An 18,134-nucleotide genomic window follows, 5' to 3' on the forward strand; every position below is an offset into this window, starting at 1 on the left:
AGCACATGACACATGACGTCCACCATCTGGACGATGGTGGAGTCATGGTGAAGCGGGAGAACTCAGTGGCCGGTGGAGCCACCGTTGTCGCGGCGGTCCAGGGCCCGCTGCAGCGCGGCGGCTGCGTTCTTGCGGTCGGACTCGCTGGTGCGGGAGGTGTGACGGACTCGGCGGGCGGTCGCAGCGCGCATGATGATCGACTCCTTGAGATCGGAAAGATTTCGAGGCGCCGGAGGGCGGGGAGCGTGCCGCAGGGGTCACCTGCCGGGGGCACGGGCTCACTGCCGCCATTCGCTGGATCGAGCGAGACGTTCGGCTTCTACAAAGCTAGGACAGGTACGCGCTCCTGTCTCTACAAGTAGTCGGACTTCCTACTATATGAGACGGCGATCATGGAACGAGACCTCCGGGAGCGCCGCCGCAGGCGGACATCGCAAGGTCTTATGCCTGGTCAGGAGCCTCTGCCCGGGCCTCGAACGATCCGCCGCACGCACGCGACCCGACGACCGAAGATCACCACAAATGACCGCTTCCCGGAGCGGAAGGGACCGGCCGAGCAGGACACCGCTCACCACCCGAAGCGGCGCGGGGAGCCGCGAAGTCGGTCATCGGTTCGATGGGCTCCGCCCGCGGCGCCTCCCCTCACCCGGCCCGCCCCAACGCGGGCCGGATGCGGGCGAGTTGGACCTTTCCGCGGCACGCCACTTCCTGGAGCGGCCCCCGCACACCTGGAACAAGGCCCCCCTCGGGCCGTACGCGCAACCAATGGGTTGCACCATCCACCATGACGTGCAACCATTGAGTAGCACGTTACTTATGAACCGGAGGTGGAAGCCATGAACGAGAACCGGATCGAACGAGAGATCACCATCGCGGCGCCCGTCGAGCGGGTGTGGGCGGTCATCACGGAGCCTGAGCACGTCGGCAACTGGTTCGGGCAGGGCAGTCCGACGCCCGTCGACCTGCGCCCGGGCGGCACCATGCACCTGGACCACGGCGAATACGGACAGTTCCCCACGACCATCGTCACGGTCGACCCGCCGAACCACTTCTCCTACCGGTGGGCGAGCGCGTACCCGGGCGAGCAGGCGGCGGAGGGCAACTCCAACCTCGTCGAGTTCACCCTCACCCCCGAGGGCGACGGCACCCATCTGCGCGTGGTGGAGACCGGCTTCGCCGAGCTGGTCATCCCCGAGGACAGGAAGGCGGGGGCGTCGTACGAGAGCCACTCGCAGGGCTGGAGCGAGCAGGTCGTGAACATCCAGAAGTACGCGGAGCAACTCGCGGCATGACGGAGGCCGACCAGGATGCCGTGACGGAGGTCCTGTCCGCACTGGCGGACCCGACTCGCCGCCGGATACTCGACGCGATCGCCGCCCACGGCGAGGCGACGGCCACCGTCCTGGCCCGTGAGCTGCCGGTCAGCCGGCAGGCGATCGTCAAGCACCTCGCGGTCCTCACCCGGGCCGGCCTCGTCGCCGGCCACCGGGAGGGCCGCGAGGCGCGCTACACGGTCCTGCCCGCGCGGCTGAACCTCACGGCACGCTGGATGGACCGGGTGGCGTCCGAGTGGGACTCCCGGCTGGCGGCGATCAAGCGGCTGGCCGAGGACGCCGGCGGGAACACCGCACCGGACGCCTGAGGGCTGTCCCGTCGTCCCCGGCGGATCGGCGCGCCGCGTCGGTCGCGGTCATCGCACGGCGGAGGGCCGCCCTCGTACCGGCGGTATGCGGGCGATCCGTCAACGCAGCGCGGCGCCGTTCTGCCGTCGTGCGCCCGCCGGATGACGGGACGGGCCCTTGGCCGGCTCCGGTGAACTCCCCGCCCCTGGCGGTGGGTTCACCGAGCAGTCCGGCCCGATCGCGGAACGCCGTCGCCCCGCTTGCCACGCCCGCGCACGGGGCCCCACGCATCACGCCGACGCCCCCTCCCGACGGGACGCCCTCGTGACCTCCCGGTTTTCGCACAGGTCCGCAGGGCACCCGCGTACGGGAGGTTCACTGATGAACGCACGCGCGTTGACGCTTCGTGGACACATGACGGCCCGTCGGGCGGCGAACAGCTCTGCCATGGACGTGGCGGCCCGCTGGGGTTTCGTCGCCCGCGGGGTGATCTATCTGCTCGTGGGCATTCTCGCCCTGCAGATCGCCTTCGGCGACGGGGGGAAGCAGGCCGACCGCGGCGGCGCGCTCGCCGAGTTGTCGGAGAAGCCCATGGGGTCCGTGATGCTGTGGGCCGTGGGGATCGGGCTGGTCGGAATGGCGCTCTGGCGCCTGTCGGAGGCGCTGTTCGGAGCCGCCGGGCCCGACGGCCACAAGACGCACAAACGGCTGCTGTCGGCGGGCCGCTTCCTCTTCTACGGTTTCGTCGCCTACTCGGTGCTGGCGTTCGCCGCGGGCGACCGCGGCAGCGGCGGGGGCAGCGGGTCCTCGGACCAGCAGTCGCAGGACATCACCGCGCGGGCGCTCGAACTGCCTGCGGGCCAGTGGCTCGTGGGCATCGCCGGAGTCGGCATAGCCGTCGCCGGCATCTGGGTCGGTGCCCGGGCCGCCATGCGGAAGTACCACAAGCATCTGAAGCTCGGCGAGATGTCCCGCAGGACCCGTCAGCTCGTGGATGTCACGGGTGTGGGCGGCGGCGCGGCACGCGGCGCCCTCTTCACGGCGATCGGGGTGTTCGTCGTCCGGGCCGCCGTCGACTACGAGCCGGACAAGGCCAAGGGCTTCGACGACGCTCTCCGCTCCTTCGCCGACACCCCGGTCGGGCCGTGGCTGCTGGCCGTGATCGCCGTCGGGCTGGCGCTGTTCGGCGTCTTCTCGTTCGCGATGGCCCGCTGGCGGAAGGTCTGAGGTTCCCTCGAACCCAGGTGTCGACCGCGTTGTCGGACCCGGTCTTCGCGCAGGGTCCTGAACCGCGGGCGCATGAAGCCGCCCCCGTGCCGGCGTGGGGGCCGGGACGGGGGCGGAGTGCCGGGGGCGACGGCAACCGTCAGCCCATGTGCGGGTAGCCGTACTCGGTCGGCGGAACGAGCGTCTCCTTGATGGCGCGGGTCAGCGTCCAGCGCATCAGGTTCTGCGGGGCACCGGCCTTGTCGTTGGTGCCGGAGGCCCGGCCGCCGCCGAAGGGCTGCTGGCCGACGACGGCGCCGGTCGACTTGTCGTTGATGTAGAAGTTGCCCGCGGCGTACCGCAGCTTCTCCATCGCGTGCGCGGCGGCGGCGCGGTCGTTGGCGATGACGGCGCCCGTCAGCGCGTAGGCCGACACGCACTCCATCTGCTCCAGCATGGCCTCGTACTGGTCGTCCTCGTAGACGTGCACCGCGAGGAACGGGCCGAAGTACTCGGTGGTGAAGACCTCGCTCGCGGGGTCCGAGCACTCGACGACGGTCGGGCGGACGAAGTAGCCCACCGAGTCGTCGTAGGTGCCGCCGGCGACGATGGTGCAGCTGTCGTCGGCCTTGGCCCGGTCGATCGCGGCCTTGTTCTTGGCGAAGGCACGCTCGTCGATGACGGCGCCGATGAAGTTCGTCAGATCGGTGACGTCACCCATCCTGATGCCGTCGACCTCGGCCGCGAACTCCTCCTTGAAGCCGGAGTTCCAGATGGAGGCGGGGATGTACGCACGCGAGGAGGCCGAGCACTTCTGGCCCTGGAACTCGAAGGAGCCACGGGTCAGCGCGGTCTTCAGCACGGCGCGGTCGGCGCTCGGGTGGGCGACGACGAAGTCCTTGCCGCCCGTCTCACCGACGATGCGCGGGTAGGAGCGGTACTTCTCGATGTTGTTGCCGACCGTCTTCCACAGGTGCTGGAAGGTCTTGGTCGAGCCGGTGAAGTGGATGCCGGCCAGCTCGGGGTGGTTCAGCGCCACCTCGGAGACGGCGATGCCGTCGCCGGTCACCAGGTTGATGACGCCCTTGGGCAGGCCCGCCTCCTCCAGCAGCTGCATCAGCAGCACGGCGGCGTGGGTCTGCGTCGGGGACGGCTTCCACACGACCACGTTGCCCATCAGGGCGGGGGCGGTGGGCAGGTTGCCGGCGATCGCGGTGAAGTTGAAGGGCGTGATCGCGTAGACGAAGCCCTCGAGCGGCCGGTGGTCCAGCCGGTTCCACACACCCGGGGAGTTGGCGGGCGGCTGCTCGGCCAGCAGGTCACGGGCGTAGGAGACGTTGAAGCGCCAGAAGTCGACGAGCTCGCAGGGGGTGTCGATCTCCGCCTGCTGCGCCGTCTTGGACTGTCCCAGCATCGTGGAGGCGGCGAGCGTCTCGCGCCACGGGCCGGCGAGCAGCTCGGCGGCGCGCAGGATGATCGCGGCACGGTCGTCGAAGGACATCGCGCGCCACGCGGGCGCGGCGGCCAGCGCGGCGTCGACGGCGTCCTGCGCGTCCTGCTGGGTGGCGGCGGCGAAGGTGCCGATGACCGCCTTGTGGTTGTGCGGCTGGACGACGTCGACCCGCTCGCCGCCGCCCATCCGACGCACACCGCCGATGGTCATCGGCAGGTCGATCGGGTTCTCGGCCAGCTCCTTGAGCTTGGCCTCCAGGCGGGAGCGCTCGGGGGTGCCCGGCGCGTAGGAGTGAACCGGCTCGTTGACCGGCGCGGGGACCTTGGTCACAGCGTCCATGGGTGCCGAATCTCCTTAATCAGTAGGTCAGTTGGGGGGTTCAGCCGCGGCTGACCAGCGAACGCAGGAAGAACGCCAGGTTGGCGGGGCGCTCCGCGAGGCGACGCATGAAGTATCCGTACCAGTCGGTGCCGTAGGCGATGTAGACACGCATCCGGTGGCCCTCGGCGGCCAGCCGGTGCTGCTCCGCCTCCCGGATGCCGAACAGCATCTGGAACTCGTAGTCGTCGAGCTTGCGGCCGGCCCGGCGGGCGAGCTCCTGGCTGATGGAGATGATCCGCGGGTCGTGGGAGCCGACCATCGGATAGCCCTCACCCTCCATCAGGATCTTCAGGCAGCGGATGTACGCCTTGTCGACCTCGGCCTTGTCCTGGTAAGCGACGGACGCGGGCTCCTTGTAGGCGCCCTTGACCAGACGCACACGCGAGCCCGCGTCGGCGAGGGCCCGGCAGTCGTCCTCCGTACGGAAGAGGTACGACTGGACGACCGCGCCGGTTCCCGGGAAGCGCTCCCGCAGATCGGCGTGGATGGCCAGGGTCGAGTCGATGGTGGTGTGGTCCTCCATGTCGAGCGTCACCGTGGTGCCGATCTCGGCGGCGGCCTCGACGACGGGGGTGACGTTCTTCAAAGCGAGGTCGTGTCCGCCGGGGAGCGCCTGGCCGAAGGAGGACAGCTTCACCGACATCTCGGCGCGGGTGCCGAGGCCGAGCGGCTTCAGCGCCTCGATGAGCTCCAGGTAGGCGTCCCGGGCGCGCAGCGCCTCGGTCGGGTCGGTGATGTCCTCGCCGAGGACGTCCAGCGTGACCTCGAGACCGCGGTCGGCCGTGTCCTGGACGACGGGGATCGTCTCGCGGACCGACTCCCCGGCGATGAAGCGGTTCACCACCGGCTTGGTGACCGGGGCGGCCGAAACGACGCGGCGCATCTTGCCGCTGCGCGACGCGGCGAGGATCACGGGACCCAGCACGGGGACCTCCACGGAGAGTGCGGACAGGGCCGGCCCGGCCCGCGGTGAACGGATCCGGAACGGCACGAAGAACCACCGTGAAACCTAAGGATCGCTCCGATCGTCTGCCATCGACAGCTGTCACGCATCCGTTTCCGCGATCTCATACATATGTCTGAAGGGCGTGCCAGAATATTCGCATGAAGGGCGACTACCAGGAACTCGTGGACGAGATCTCGGCGCTGCTGGCCGTTCCGGCCACGCTGGAGAACCGCGATTTCGGGCTGATCGCCTTCGGTGCGCACGACAGCGACGACGACACCGCGATGGACCCGGTCCGGACCCGTTCGATCCTCACCCGCAAGTCGACACCGGCCGTTCGCGCCTGGTTCGAGGGCTTCGGCATCACCCGTGCGACGGGTCCGGTCCGTATCCCGGCCTCCCCCGACGCGGGGGTGTTCCGGGACCGGATCTGCCTGCCCGTACGCCATCGGGGCATCGTGCTGGGCTACGTCTGGCTGCTCGACACAACGCCTGGCCCGACCCCGGCGCAGCTGTCGGCTGCGATGGAGGTCACCGAACGCATCGGCACCCTGCTGGCGGACGAGGAGCGTGCGGGGGCGGACCTGTCGCGGGAGTTCCGTGCGGTGCTGACGGCGGAACGCGACTGGCACTACGACATGGCGGTCGCGGCGCTGCGCACGGCGCTCGGCGGGGGCCCCGGGACGGAGGGCCCGCACGCGGTGGTGTGCGTGTCGCCCTGGCCGGCCGTGGACGCGCCGGCGCCGCGCTCCCTGCCGGGGGTGGCGGCCGTGTCCACGGTGCCCCGGGCCGGCGGGCTCCCCGACCAGACCCCGGAGTCCGCCGCCGCGGGCGCCCGGCTCGCCGCCCTGGTGAGACTGCGGACCGCCGAGTCGCCTGCCCCCGCGCTGGCCGTCGCGGATCGTCTGCTCGCGGTGGCCCGTGCCGCGACCGTCGGGATCGCCCGCGCCCGTCAGGGGCTCACCGGCCTCAACGCGGCCTGGCAGGAGGCGACTTCGGCCGCCCGGGCCGCCTGGGCGCAGCCCCGTCTCGGGCCGGTCGCACAGTGGTCGGAGATCGGCCCGTACCGCATGCTGACAGCGCTGCCCGCGGAGACGGCCCACGACCCCGTGGCCGCCGCCCTGTTGGCCGGATCCCACGCCGAACTGGCCCGTACCGCCGAGGAGTTCCTCGACTGCGCCGGCCAGGCGAGCCGCACGGCGTCCGCGCTCGGCATCCACCGGCAGACGCTCTACTACCGCCTGTCCCGCGTCGAACAGCTCACCGGCCTCGATCTCTCACAGGGTGAGGACCGCCTGCTGCTCCATATGGCGCTCAAGGCGGGGCGGCTCCGGGCAGAGCCCGGGCCGACCGCCCCCTGACCGGTGGTGACGATCCGTCAGTCACGGTCCTCCAGCACGGCCCGCAGCCCGTTCGTCAGGTCGTCGGCGGACGGGGCGGTGTCCGGGTCCACCAGCCACTGGATCATCATGCCGGCCGTCCGCGCCTGGTCGGCATGCAGCTCGCGTCCCTCGGGGCGGGCGTCGTGCCGGTCGCGGCAGCGGTCCTCGCCGCCACCCTGCTGCGGAACGCCACTCCCCCGCAGACGGTGCAAGCCGCACACGTGCCGGGGACGGCCAACCGGCCGGCGCCGCTGAGGGGCAACGCGAAGGGCCCGGCTCACTCCTGTGAGCCGGGCCCTTCGGCGTACAACGACGGACGGTCAGTCGGTGAGGTTCACCGAACGGGCCGAGGCCGCGCCGATCTCGTCCGCGATCTCGGTCAGCACCTGCTGCGGCACGGTGTCGTCCACGGTGAGCACGACGAGCGCCTCGCCGCCCTCCTCCGCGCGCGACACCTGCATGCCCGCGATGTTCAGTCCGGCCTCGCCGAGGATCCGGCCGACGGTGCCGACGACACCGGGGCGGTCGTCGTAGCGCAGGACGACCATGTGGTCGGCGAGCGCCAGGTCGATGTCGTGGTCACCGATCGCGACGATCTTCTGGAGGTGCTTGGGGCCGGCCAGCGTGCCGGAGATCGCGACCTCCTCGCCTCCCGACAGGGTGCCGCGGACGGTGACGACGTTGCGGTGGTCCGGCGATTCGGAGCTGGTCGTCAGGCGCACCTCGACACCGCGCTCCTGGGCGAACAGCGGGGCGTTGACGTAGCTGACGGTCTCGTCGACGACGTCCTCGAAGACACCCTTGAGCGCTGACAGCTCCAGCACCTTGACGTCGTGCTGGGTGATCTCGCCGTAGACCTCGACGTCGAGGCGGACCGCGACCTCGCCCGCGAGCGCCGTGAAGATCCGGCCGAGGCGCTCGGCCAGCGGCAGACCGGGCTTGACGTCCTCGGCGATCACGCCGCCCTGGACGTTGACCGCGTCCGGGACGAGCTCACCGGCGAGCGCGAGACGCACGGAGCGGGCGACCGAGACGCCGGCCTTCTCCTGGGCTTCGTCGGTGGAGGCGCCGAGGTGCGGGGTGCAGACGACCTCGTCCAGCTCGAAGAGCGGGGAGTCGGTGCAGGGCTCCTTGGCGTACACATCGAGGCCGGCGCCGGCGACGCGGCCCTCCTTGAGCGCCGAGTACAGCGCCTCCTCGTCGACGATCCCGCCGCGCGCGGCGTTGACGATGCGGACGGTCGGCTTGACCTTGTGCAGCGCCTCGTCGCCGATGAGACCGAGTGTCTCGGGGGTCTTCGGCAGGTGGACGGTGATGAAGTCCGAGACCTCCAGCAGCTCCTCGAGCGAGAGGAGCTTGACGCCCATCTGCGCGGCACGCGCGGGCTGGACGTAGGGGTCGTACGCGACGATCTTCATCCCGAAGGCGGACATCCGCTGCGCGACCAGCACGCCGATGCGGCCGAGGCCGACGACGCCGAGGATCTTCTCGCTGAGCTCGACACCCGTGTACTTGGACCGCTTCCACTCGCCGTTCTTCAGGGCGGTGTTGGCCTGGGGGATGTTGCGGGCCGTGGCGACCAGCAGACCGCAGGCGAGCTCGGCCGCGGTGACGATGTTGGATGTCGGCGCGTTGACGACCATCACGCCGGCCTTGGTGGCGGCGGAGACATCGACATTGTCCAGTCCGACGCCGGCGCGGGCGACGACGCGCAGCTTCCGGGCCGCGGCGATGGCCTCGGCGTCCACCTTGGTGGCGGAACGGACGAGAACGGCGTCCACATCGGCGATGGCGGGGATCAGCTCCGCGCGGTCGGCGCCGTTGCAGTGCCGGATCTCGAAGTCCGGGCCCAGGGCGTCGACGGTGGCGGGCGACAGCTCTTCAGCGATGAGTACGACAGGTTTCGAGCTCACGTGAGTCCTCACAAGTCCATGGGGGCCCCGCCCGTGCGCCACGCGCTACGGGGGAGAACGGCCGTCCCGACGGCCGTAGGCGGTGGAGGGGGCAAGCCGCGTGGAAGACGCACGACACTGTGGGCCTGACGCGTATGTGTTGAGAAGTGTAGTGGTGCTTCGGCGCCGGTCTTACGCCTCCGAGGCAGGATCACCCGTCCGTGGTCAGCCGGAATGGAGCAGCGGCCGGACCACGGCGCGGTGTGCGACGGGGGCCGGGACGCTGTTGTCCCGGCCCCCGTCCGCGGCTCACGCCTCGTCGTTGTCGACCCAGCTCATGAGCTTGCGCAGCTCCTTGCCGGTGGTCTCCAGCAGCGACTCGCTGTCGGCCTTCTTGTACTCGTTGTACTTCTTCAGACCACCGTGGTATTCGTCCATCCAGTTTTTGGCGAAGGTGCCGTCCTGGATCTCCGCGAGGACCTTCTTCATCTCGGCCTTGGTCTGGTCGTTGATGATCCGCGGGCCGGTGATGTAGTCGCCCCACTCGGCGGTCTCGGAGACCGACCAGCGCATCTTCTCCAGGCCGCCCTCGTACATGAGGTCCACGATCAGCTTCAGCTCGTGGAGGCACTCGAAGTACGCGATCTCCGGCTGGTAACCCGCCTCGGTCAGGGTCTCGAAGCCCGCCTTGACGAGCGCGGAGGCACCGCCGCAGAGAACGGCCTGCTCGCCGAAGAGGTCGGTCTCGGTCTCCTCGGTGAAGGTCGTCTTGATGACGCCGGCGCGGGTGCCGCCGATGCCCTTGGCGTACGACAGCGCCAGCTCGAAGCCCTTGCCCGTGGCGTCCTGCTCGACGGCGGCGATACACGGAACGCCGCGGCCCTCCTCGTACTGACGGCGGACCAGGTGGCCCGGGCCCTTCGGGGCGACCATGGCGACGTCGACACCGGCCGGCGGCTTGATGAAGCCGTAGCGGATGTTGAGGCCGTGGCCGAAGAAGAGGGCGTCGCCGTCCTTCAGGTTGTCCTTGATGGACTCCTCGTAGACCTGGGCCTGGATCGGGTCCGGGACGAGGATCATGATGACGTCGGCCTCGGCGGCGGCCTCGGCGGGCGTCACCACGCGAAGGCCCTGCTCCTCGGCCTTGGCCTTGGACTTGGAGCCCTCGTGCAGACCGACGCGGACATCGACGCCCGAGTCACGGAGCGACAACGCGTGGGCGTGGCCCTGGCTGCCGTAGCCGATGACCGCGACCTTGCGGTTCTGGATGATGGACAGGTCGGCATCGTCGTCGTAGAACAGCTCGGCCACTGAAATATCTCCTTGGTGTGCAGGTGTGCGTCCCACCGTACGGCGGGGTCGGGGCGGAAGTGCGACGGTCTCGCGATGCGAGCAGAGCGCGGGGCGGGCGCTGTCAGGCGCTGCGGTCCAGAGCACGCAGGGACCGGTCGGTGATGGACCGGGCACCGCGCCCTATGGCGATCGTGCCGGACTGGACGAGCTCCTTGATGCCGAACTGCTCCAGCATCTTCAGCATCGCCTCGAGCTTGTCACTCGAACCGGTGGCCTCGATGGTGACCGCCTCGGGTGAGACGTCCACGGTCTTGGCACGGAACAGCTGGACGATCTCGACGATCTGCGAGCGCGTCTCGTTGTCGGCGCGGACCTTCACCAGCACGAGTTCGCGCTGGATCGCCCCGCCCGGTTCGAGCTCGACGATCTTCAGAACGTTGACCAGCTTGTTGAGCTGCTTGGTCACCTGCTCCAGCGGCAGGTCCTCGACATTGACCACGATGGTGATGCGGGAGATGTCGGGGTGCTCGGTGACGCCCACGGCGAGCGAGTCGATGTTGAAGCCGCGGCGGGAGAACAGGGCGGCGATCCGGGCGAGGATGCCGGGCGTGTTCTCGACCAGAACGGAGAGCGTGTGCTTGGACATGGTCGGTTTCTCTCTACTCGTTCTCTGGGCGCGCTCAGTCGTCTTCGTTGTCGCCGAAGTCGGGGCGGACCCCGCGGGCGGCCATGACCTCGTCGTTGGAGGTGCCGGCGGCGACCATCGGCCACACCATGGCGTCCTCGTGGACGATGAAGTCGATCACGACCGGGCGGTCGTTGATCGCGTTCGCCTCGGCGATGACCTTGTCCAGATCGTCCGGGGACTCGCAGCGGATGGCGTGACAGCCCATCGCCTCGGACAGCTTGACGAAGTCCGGGACGCGGGTGCCGCCGCTGGACTGGCCCGCGACGGCGATGCCGTCCACGGGGCCGGAGTGCAGCACGGTGTTGGAGTAGCGCTGGTTGTAGAACAGGGTCTGCCACTGGCGGACCATCCCCAGGGCCCCGTTGTTGATGATGGCGACCTTGATGGGGATGTTGTTGAGCGCGCAGGTGGTCAGTTCCTGATTGGTCATTTGGAAGCAGCCGTCGCCGTCGATCGCCCAGACCGCCCGGTCCGGCATGCCGGCCTTGGCGCCCATCGCGGCCGGGACCGCGTACCCCATGGTCCCGGCACCGCCGGAGTTGAGCCAGGTGGCGGGCTTCTCGTAGTCGATGAAGTGGGCGGCCCACATCTGGTGCTGGCCGACACCGGCGGCGAAGATCGTGCCCTCCGGCGCGAGTTGTCCGACGCGCTGGATGACCTGCTGCGGGGAGAGACTGCCGTCGTCCGGCTGGTCGTAGCCGAGCGGGTAGGTGTCGCGCCAGCGGCTGAGGTCCTTCCACCAGGCGCTGTAGTCGCCGGTGCGGCCCTCGGTGTGCTCGGCCTGGACGGCCAGCACCAGATCGGCGATGACCTCGCGGGCGTCACCGACGATCGGGACATCGGCTGTGCGGTTCTTACCGATCTCGGCCGGGTCGATGTCCGCGTGCACGACCTTGGCGAACGGGGCGAAGCTGTCCAGCTTGCCGGTGACACGGTCGTCGAAACGGGCTCCGAGGGCGACGATCAGGTCGGCCTTCTGCAGCGCGGTGACGGCGGTGACCGCTCCGTGCATGCCCGGCATTCCCACGTGCAGCGGGTGGCTGTCGGGGAACGCGCCCAGCGCCATCAGGGTGGTGGTGACGGGGGCTCCGGTGAGCTCGGCGAGAACCTTCAGCTCGGCGGTGGCGTTGGCCTTCAGAACGCCGCCGCCGACGTACAGGACGGGCCGCTTGGCCTGGGTGATGAGCTTGGCGGCCTCACGGATCTGCTTGGCGTGCGGCTTGGTCACCGGGCGGTAGCCGGGCAGGTCGGTCTGCGGCGGCCAGCTGAAGGTGGTCCGCGCCTGCAGGGCGTCCTTGGCGATGTCGACGAGGACGGGACCCGGGCGGCCGGTGGAGGCGATGTGGAAGGCCTCGGCGATGGTGCGCGGGATGTCGTCGGCGTTGGTGACCAGGAAGTTGTGCTTGGTGATCGGCATCGTGATGCCGCAGATGTCCGCCTCCTGGAAGGCGTCCGTGCCGATGGCCTTGGAGGCGACCTGGCCGGTGATCGCGACCATGGGGACGGAGTCCATGTGCGCGTCGGCGATCGGGGTGACCAGGTTGGTGGCGCCGGGGCCCGAGGTGGCCATGCAGACGCCGACCTTGCCGGTGGCCTGCGCGTATCCGGTGGCGGCGTGGCCTGCGCCCTGCTCGTGACGGACCAGGACGTGGCGCACCCGCTGCGAGTCCATCATCGGGTCGTACGCGGGGAGGATGGCGCCGCCGGGGATGCCGAACACCGTGTCGGCCCCCACTTCCTCGAGAGAGCGGATGAGGGACTGCGCGCCCGTGACGTGCTCAACTGCGGCGGTCTGGTGTCCGCCGGTACGGGCCCGCGGCTGCGGATGGTGGGCCCCGGTGGCCTGCTCGGTCATCGGCATTCTCTTCTCGAAGCTGAGGGTTTATGCGAGGACTGCTCGTTTTGTGCGGTATGACGGTGGTGCCGGTGCAACAAAAAACCCCTCGTGCCATGAGGCAAGCGAGGGGAGCGCGTCGGGAGGGGTCTGCGGGCCGTCATGACCCACTCAGCCGACGCGCTTTCCAAGTACGAGAATTCGGGTGCGCATGGCACAGACCCTCCCCCCGACGCGGGGGGAGTGTCAAGTGGGTGGGACGCGCGTCTCACCATGTGAACCGCTCTGGGCCGGTAACGCGCCACCCGTCAGCACCGGCAGAGCGATGCCGCCGGGCACCGGGAACTCGTCGCGGACCAGTGCCCTGCGCAGCCGGTACTCGTCCAGCGCACCGGAGAAGGCCATGCCCTGCCCGTGTGTACAACCCATGGCGCGCAGGGCGAGCACCTGCTCCGGCACGTCCACCCCGTCCGCCACGGACTGCATCCCGAGGTCACAGGCGATGCGCAGCAGACCGCTGGTGATCTTGTGAAGACGCGCCGACTCGACGACCCCCTCGACCAGTCCTCTGTCCAGCTTCAGGACATCCACCGGCAGTCTGCGAAGGGCGTTGATGGCGGCGTAGCCGCTGCCGAAGCCGTCGAGGGCGATCCGCACACCCAGTCGGCGCAACGAGACGAGGCGCTGCTCCAGCTCGTCGAACGAGATCCGCGGATCGCTGTCGGCCAGTTCGATGATCAGCGCGCCCGACGCCAGTCCGTGCCGGGTCAGCAGCGCCTCGATGGAGCCGAGTGGCATCGATCTGTCCAGCAGGCCCCGCGCGGAGATACGGACGGAGACAGGCACCCGGTGGCCGAGTCTGCTGCGCTCGGCGGCCTGCTCCACCGCCTCCTCCAGCAGCCAGCGGCCGAGCTCCGCGGTGCGGTCGCCGTCGTCGGCGACCCGCAGGAACTCCGCGGGCGTGAACAGGATGCCCTGGGTGGAGCGCCAGCGGGCCTGCGCCGCCACGGCCTCGATCCGGCCGGTCGCCAGGCTCACCACCGGCTGGTGCAGCAGCGCGAACTCGCCCTCGTGCAGCGCGCTGCGCAGCCGGGCGGCGAGTTCGGAGCGGCGGACCACCTCGGCCTGCATCTGCGGCGCGTACAGCTCGACACGGTCCTTGCCGCCGGCCTTCGCGCGGTACATGGCGAGGTCGGCGTTGCGCATCAGGTCGGTGGGCGTGATCGAGGGCTCGGCGAAGGCCACCCCGATGGAGGCGGCCACCCGCACTTCGCTGCCGTCGATGCGGTACGGCTGCGAGAGGGTGAGCCGCAGCCGGTCGGCGATCTCGCGGACCTGGGACTCGCGGGCCGACTCGTCGCGGGTGCCGTCGCCGAGGATCAGGGCGGCGAACTCGTCCCCGCCGAGCCGGGCCGCGGTGTCCCCCGCGCGGACGGACTCGGCCAGTCGGCGGGCCGCCTGGATCAGCAGCTCGTCGCCCGCCTGGTGACCGAGGCGGTCGTTGACCCCCTTGAAGCCGTCGAGGTCGATGAAGAGCACCGCGGTGCCGGGGTCCCCGGACCGCCGGCCGGTCAGGGACTGACGGACGCGCTCGGTGAACAGCGCCCGGTTCGGCAGGTCGGTGAGCGGGTCGTGTTCGGCGTTGTGCTGCAACTGGGCCTGCAGTCTCACCCGTTCGGTGACATCGCGGCTGTTGAAGATCAGGCCGCCCTGATGACGGTTGACCGTGGACTCCACGTTGAGCCAGTCGCCGGTGCCGGAGCGGAAGCGGCACTCGATCCGGGTGGTGGGCTCCTCCGCCGGAGGGGCGGCGAGAAAGCGGCGCACCTCGTGGACGACGCGTCCGAAGTCCTCGGGATGGATGAGCGAGGCCAGTTCCGAACCGATGAGTTCGTCCGCCTCCCGGCCGTACACACCGGCGGCGGCGGGGCTCACATAGCGCAGGATCCCGGTGGAGGCCGCGATCATGATGACGTCGCTGGAGCCCTGCACGAGGGAGCGGAAGTGGTTCTCCTTCTGCGCCAGTTCATGCGTGAGCGCGATGTTGTCGAGGAGCATGATGCCCTGCCGGACCACCAGGGCGAGCACCACCGTGCAGCCGGTCAGGACGACGACACGGTCGACCCGGCGGCCCTCGACAACGTTGTAGAGGATGCCGAGGGTGCAGACCGCGGCGGCGAGGTAGGGCGTCAGGGCGGCCAGGGAGCCCGCGACCGGGCGGCTCGGCAGACGGGGGCCTCGTGGCCCTCCGGGCGGTTCGACCGTGCGCCGCGCACCCCAGGGCGCGTAGGCCAGCAGCAGCGAGCCGGCGAACCAGCCGGCGTCGAGGATCTGACCCGAGCGGTAGCTCTCGCGCAGCAGGGGCGAGGTGAACAGCGCGTCGCACAGGACGGTCAGGGCGAGCGCGGCGATGGCGGTGTTGACGGCGGAGCGATTGGTGGCCGAGCGCCGGAAGTGCAGCGCGAGCACCATGCTGACCAGCACGATGTCCAGCAGCGGATAGGCCAGGGAGAGCGCGGCGGGCGCCACGCTCGCCTCCTGGACATGGGTGGAGTGGGCGAGCGCGAGGCTCCAGGAGAGAGTCAGCAGCGAGCCGCCGATCAGCCAGGCGTCGAGGACGAGGCAGACCCAGCCGGCCCGGGTGACGGGGCGCTTGGCGAGGACCAGGAGCCCGACGATGGCGGGCGGAGCGAAGCAGAGGAAGAACAGATCGGCGATGGACGGGCTCGGCACCTCACGGTCGAGCACGACCTCGTACCAGCCCCACACGGCGTTCCCCGCGGATGCCATGGCGGAGGAGACCGCGAACAGCAGCCAGGCGGGGCGAAAACGGCTCTGCCCGCTGCGCGCGTAGAGGAAGCAGGAGACCGCGGCGATCAGGGCGGCGGCACTGAGGCCGAAGTCGCCCATGATCAGCGCCAGTTCGCGGGAGCCCCAGCCGAGGGCCGCACCCACGCCGTATCCCGCGCAGACGCCGGCCAGTACCAGTTGCGGGACCAGCCTCGAGCCCTTGTCGGGGACGGCCCCGCGGGCCATGAGCGCTCCCGGCGCGCTCACCGCGCCACTCCTCGCGGAGCCGCCGTCGCACCGCCGCCCGGCGGAGGGTGCAAGGGTGGTCGTCGGCGGCCCTGCCGCGTCGGATGGTTCGTCCATTGGCCGTACATCGCCCGTCGCCCCCCTCGAAGTCTGATCGGCAGTCAGGTCGCGTCACTGCACCGCCCCTTGCCCGGTACAGCCCCCGAGTCCGGACGATACACCAGGATCGTCACTCTGGGATATAGCCCCTCTACTCTCAGTGACCGTCGCTCGTGTCACCGGCACGCGGTGCAACCGGGTGACTTCACAGAGTTGCCGCATGTGGCGGGGTGTTCGTTCATTCAGTTGTGAGCACGACGTTGCGTACGGGGTCACCTGCCGCGAATCGGGTGACTTGTCCGGCCAGCAGCCGCTTGGCACGCGGCATGAACGCCGAAGTGGAGCCGCCGACATGGGGGCTGATGAGTACGCCGGGAGCGTGCCACAGCGGATGCCCGGGCGGCAGCGGCTCCGGGTCGGTGACGTCCAGGGCCGCCGTCAGCCGGCCGCTGCCGACCTCCGCGAGGAGGGCCTCGGTGTCGACGACCGGGCCGCGTGCCACATTCACCAGAAGGGCGCCGTTTTTCATCTCGGCGAGGAAGCCCGCGTTCACCAGGCCCTTCGTCCGGTCGGTGAGCGGAGTGGACAGAATCACCACGTCCGCTTGCGGCAGCAGGGCCGGCAGATCGCTCAGTGCGTGCACCTCGCCGCGCTCCGAAGCGCGTGCGGAGCGCGCGACGCGCGCCACCCGCGCACATTCGAAGGGCACGAGCCGGTCCTCGATCGCCGCGCCGATCGAGCCGTAGCCGACGATGAGCACCGACTTGTCGGCCAGCGCCGGATAGAAGCCCGCCCGCCATTCCTCCTTGCCCTGACCGTGGACGAAACCGGGGAAGCCGCGCAGCGAGGCGAGGATCAGGGCGAGCGTGAGCTCGGCGGTGGAGGCCTCGTGGACGCCCTTGGCATTGCACAGCCGCACGCCCGGGGGCAGCGAGCCCACGCCCGGCTCCACATGGTCGATCCCGGCCGAGAGGGTCTGCACGACCCGTACGGAGGTCATGGCGGACAGCGGACGCACCGCGACCTCCATGCCCTTCATGTAGGGCACCGCGTAGAAGACGCAGTCCGCCGGGTCGGCGGGGAAGTCCGGACCTCCGTCCCAGAAACGGTAGTTCAGACCGGACCCGGCGGGGTCCGGGAGCCCGTCGATCTCGCCGGCCGGAATGGGCAGCCACACGTCTGCAGTCATGGTCAGGAGGCTAATGGTCCTGAGGCTGCGCGCAGGGCGGGGTGGTGCATTGGTTAGTTTGGGGACGGCCGACGGAGGGATACGGGCAGTTGGAGCGCAGGACAATCGGTGCGGCGGCTCTCGAGACGGGTGCTGTCGGGCTCGGCTGTATGCCGATGAGCTGGGCGTACAGCACCTCCCAGCAGCGGGGCGACCGCTCACTGCGGACGGTGCACGCCGCGCTGGACGCCGGCTCCACGCTGCTGGACACGGCCGACATGTACGGGCCGTTCACCAATGAACTGCTGGTCGGCCGGGTGCTCAAGGAGCGCCGCCGCGACGCGTTCGTCTCGACCAAGGTGGGCCTGCTCGTCGGTGATCAGCACGTGGTCGCCAACGGCCGCCCGGGCTATGTGAGGCGGGCCTGCGACGCGTCACTGCGCCGGCTCCAGACCGATGTGATCGACCTCTACCAACTGCACCGTGCCGACCCCGAGGTCCCCGTCGAGGAGACCTGGGGAGCGATGGCGGAACTGGTGGGCGCCGGGAAGGTGCGCGCGCTGGGACTGTGCGCCGTGGGAGCCCGTGCGTCGCGGCGCTCCGGCGCGCATCTGTACGAGGGAACGATCCGGCAGCTGGAACGCGTCCAGCAGGTCTTCCCGGTCAGCGCCGTGCAGGCGGAACTGTCGGTGTGGTCCCCGGAGGCGCTGGAGCGGCTGCTGCCGTGGTGCGAGACGCGCGGAGTGGGCTTCCTGGCGGCCATGCCGCTGGGGAACGGGTTTCTGAGCGGGACGCTCACCCCGGGGCAGGGCTTCGAGCCGGACGACGTGCGGGCACGGCATCCGCGGTTCACGGCCGAGATGATGGCGGCGAACCAGCCCGTCGTCGCGGGCCTGCGGCGGATCGCGGAACGGCACGGCCCGGACACCACTCCCGCGCAGGTGGCGCTGGCCTGGGTGCTGGGCCGGGGACGGCATGTAGTGGCCGTGCCCGGGGCGAAGCGGGAGCGGTGGGCGGTGGAGAACGCGGACGCGGTTCGGCTGGCGCTCTCGGCCCGGGACCTGGCGGAGGTTGCCGGACTGCCGCCGGCACGCGGATCTTGGGACTGAGGGCAACTCTTCCGATCCGGTCGGG

General features: G+C 70.2%; 15 protein-coding genes. 5 read left to right on the plus strand and 10 right to left on the minus strand.

All coding sequences use genetic code 11. From position 1 onward, the window contains the following. Positions 1–62: 62 nt before the first annotated feature. On the minus strand, positions 63–191 hold the full coding sequence (locus ABTX78_RS18450; protein ID WP_313943907.1) for a hypothetical protein: 129 nt from the start codon (positions 189–191) through the stop codon (positions 63–65). Between the two features lie 645 nt (positions 192–836). Here ABTX78_RS18450 and ABTX78_RS18455 point away from each other — a divergent pair. From ABTX78_RS18455 to ABTX78_RS18465, 3 genes are all read left to right on the plus strand, one after another. Further along, positions 837–1,292 carry an SRPBCC family protein gene (locus ABTX78_RS18455; RefSeq protein WP_352207817.1) on the plus strand — a complete coding sequence of 152 codons (456 nt, stop codon included), beginning with the start codon at positions 837–839 and terminating at the stop codon, positions 1,290–1,292. Continuing rightward, complete coding sequence (locus tag ABTX78_RS18460; protein ID WP_352207818.1) at positions 1,289–1,642, plus strand: ArsR/SmtB family transcription factor; 354 nt, start codon at positions 1,289–1,291, stop codon at positions 1,640–1,642. Before ABTX78_RS18455 ends, ABTX78_RS18460 begins: the two co-directional genes overlap by 4 nt. A 361-nt stretch (positions 1,643–2,003) precedes the next feature. Beyond that, complete coding sequence (locus ABTX78_RS18465; RefSeq protein WP_352207819.1) at positions 2,004–2,849, plus strand: DUF1206 domain-containing protein; 846 nt, start codon at positions 2,004–2,006, stop codon at positions 2,847–2,849. A gap of 139 nt (positions 2,850–2,988) precedes the next feature. Here the strand turns inward: ABTX78_RS18465 and pruA are convergent, their stop codons facing one another. Beyond that, positions 2,989–4,620 carry an L-glutamate gamma-semialdehyde dehydrogenase gene (gene pruA / locus ABTX78_RS18470; protein ID WP_352207820.1) on the minus strand — a complete coding sequence of 544 codons (1,632 nt, stop codon included), beginning with the start codon at positions 4,618–4,620 and terminating at the stop codon, positions 2,989–2,991. Positions 4,621–4,660: 40 nt separating this feature from the next. Further along, entirely contained in the window at positions 4,661–5,587 is a 927-nt protein-coding gene (locus ABTX78_RS18475) for a proline dehydrogenase family protein (protein WP_352207821.1), read from the minus strand. Between the two features lie 179 nt (positions 5,588–5,766). On the opposite strand from ABTX78_RS18475, the gene ABTX78_RS18480 reads away from it, so the two are divergent. Then, on the plus strand, positions 5,767–6,969 hold the full coding sequence (locus tag ABTX78_RS18480) for a PucR family transcriptional regulator (protein WP_352207822.1): 1,203 nt from the start codon (positions 5,767–5,769) through the stop codon (positions 6,967–6,969). A gap of 17 nt (positions 6,970–6,986) precedes the next feature. On the opposite strand, the gene ABTX78_RS18485 is transcribed toward ABTX78_RS18480, so the two are convergent. The 7 genes from ABTX78_RS18485 to ABTX78_RS18515 form a co-directional block, all read right to left on the minus strand. Continuing rightward, complete coding sequence (locus tag ABTX78_RS18485) at positions 6,987–7,202, minus strand: hypothetical protein (RefSeq protein ID WP_352207823.1); 216 nt, start codon at positions 7,200–7,202, stop codon at positions 6,987–6,989. 108 nt (positions 7,203–7,310) lie between these two features. Beyond that, positions 7,311–8,903 carry a phosphoglycerate dehydrogenase gene (gene serA, locus ABTX78_RS18490; RefSeq protein WP_352207824.1) on the minus strand — a complete coding sequence of 531 codons (1,593 nt, stop codon included), beginning with the start codon at positions 8,901–8,903 and terminating at the stop codon, positions 7,311–7,313. A gap of 288 nt (positions 8,904–9,191) precedes the next feature. After that, positions 9,192–10,193, minus strand: a complete 1,002-nt coding sequence (ilvC, locus tag ABTX78_RS18495; RefSeq protein WP_313943920.1) for a ketol-acid reductoisomerase — start codon at positions 10,191–10,193, stop codon at positions 9,192–9,194. 103 nt (positions 10,194–10,296) lie between these two features. Then, positions 10,297–10,821, minus strand: coding sequence for an acetolactate synthase small subunit (gene ilvN / locus ABTX78_RS18500; RefSeq protein WP_005311534.1), 525 nt, complete (start codon positions 10,819–10,821; stop codon positions 10,297–10,299). Between the two features lie 34 nt (positions 10,822–10,855). Further along, a complete protein-coding gene (locus tag ABTX78_RS18505) occupies positions 10,856–12,724 on the minus strand; it encodes an acetolactate synthase large subunit (protein ID WP_352207825.1) in 1,869 nt (622 codons plus the stop codon). A gap of 219 nt (positions 12,725–12,943) precedes the next feature. Beyond that, the gene (locus ABTX78_RS18510; protein ID WP_352207826.1) at positions 12,944–15,754 is read right to left on the minus strand and encodes a putative bifunctional diguanylate cyclase/phosphodiesterase; all 2,811 of its coding nucleotides are present in this window, start codon (positions 15,752–15,754) and stop codon (positions 12,944–12,946) included. Positions 15,755–16,070: 316 nt separating this feature from the next. Next, positions 16,071–17,021: a 2-hydroxyacid dehydrogenase gene (locus ABTX78_RS18515; protein ID WP_352207827.1), complete on the minus strand. Its 951-nt coding sequence runs from the start codon at positions 17,019–17,021 to the stop codon at positions 16,071–16,073. Positions 17,022–17,110: 89 nt separating this feature from the next. Here ABTX78_RS18515 and ABTX78_RS18520 point away from each other — a divergent pair, with 89 nt between their 5' ends. Next, the gene (locus tag ABTX78_RS18520) at positions 17,111–18,109 is read left to right on the plus strand and encodes an aldo/keto reductase (protein WP_352207828.1); all 999 of its coding nucleotides are present in this window, start codon (positions 17,111–17,113) and stop codon (positions 18,107–18,109) included. Positions 18,110–18,134 lie beyond the last annotated feature (25 nt).

It is taken from the genome of Streptomyces sp. NPDC096193, assembly GCF_040302905.1.
In the GTDB taxonomy this organism is placed as follows: domain Bacteria; phylum Actinomycetota; class Actinomycetes; order Streptomycetales; family Streptomycetaceae; genus Streptomyces.

What these genes read in the sequence shown, in the direction of transcription:
- ABTX78_RS18450 (WP_313943907.1), bottom strand. Translation starts at nt 191, where the DNA reads ATGCGCGCTGCGACCGCCCGCCGAGTCCGTCACACCTCCCGCACCAGC.
- ABTX78_RS18455 (WP_352207817.1), top strand. Translation starts at nt 837, where the DNA reads ATGAACGAGAACCGGATCGAACGAGAGATCACCATCGCGGCGCCCGTC.
- ABTX78_RS18460 (WP_352207818.1), top strand. Translation starts at nt 1,289, where the DNA reads ATGACGGAGGCCGACCAGGATGCCGTGACGGAGGTCCTGTCCGCACTG.
- ABTX78_RS18465 (WP_352207819.1), top strand. Translation starts at nt 2,004, where the DNA reads ATGAACGCACGCGCGTTGACGCTTCGTGGACACATGACGGCCCGTCGG.
- pruA (WP_352207820.1), bottom strand. Translation starts at nt 4,620, where the DNA reads ATGGACGCTGTGACCAAGGTCCCCGCGCCGGTCAACGAGCCGGTTCAC.
- ABTX78_RS18480 (WP_352207822.1), top strand. Translation starts at nt 5,767, where the DNA reads ATGAAGGGCGACTACCAGGAACTCGTGGACGAGATCTCGGCGCTGCTG.
- ilvN (WP_005311534.1), bottom strand. Translation starts at nt 10,821, where the DNA reads ATGTCCAAGCACACGCTCTCCGTTCTGGTCGAGAACACGCCCGGCATC.
- ABTX78_RS18505 (WP_352207825.1), bottom strand. Translation starts at nt 12,724, where the DNA reads ATGCCGATGACCGAGCAGGCCACCGGGGCCCACCATCCGCAGCCGCGG.
- ABTX78_RS18515 (WP_352207827.1), bottom strand. Translation starts at nt 17,021, where the DNA reads ATGACTGCAGACGTGTGGCTGCCCATTCCGGCCGGCGAGATCGACGGG.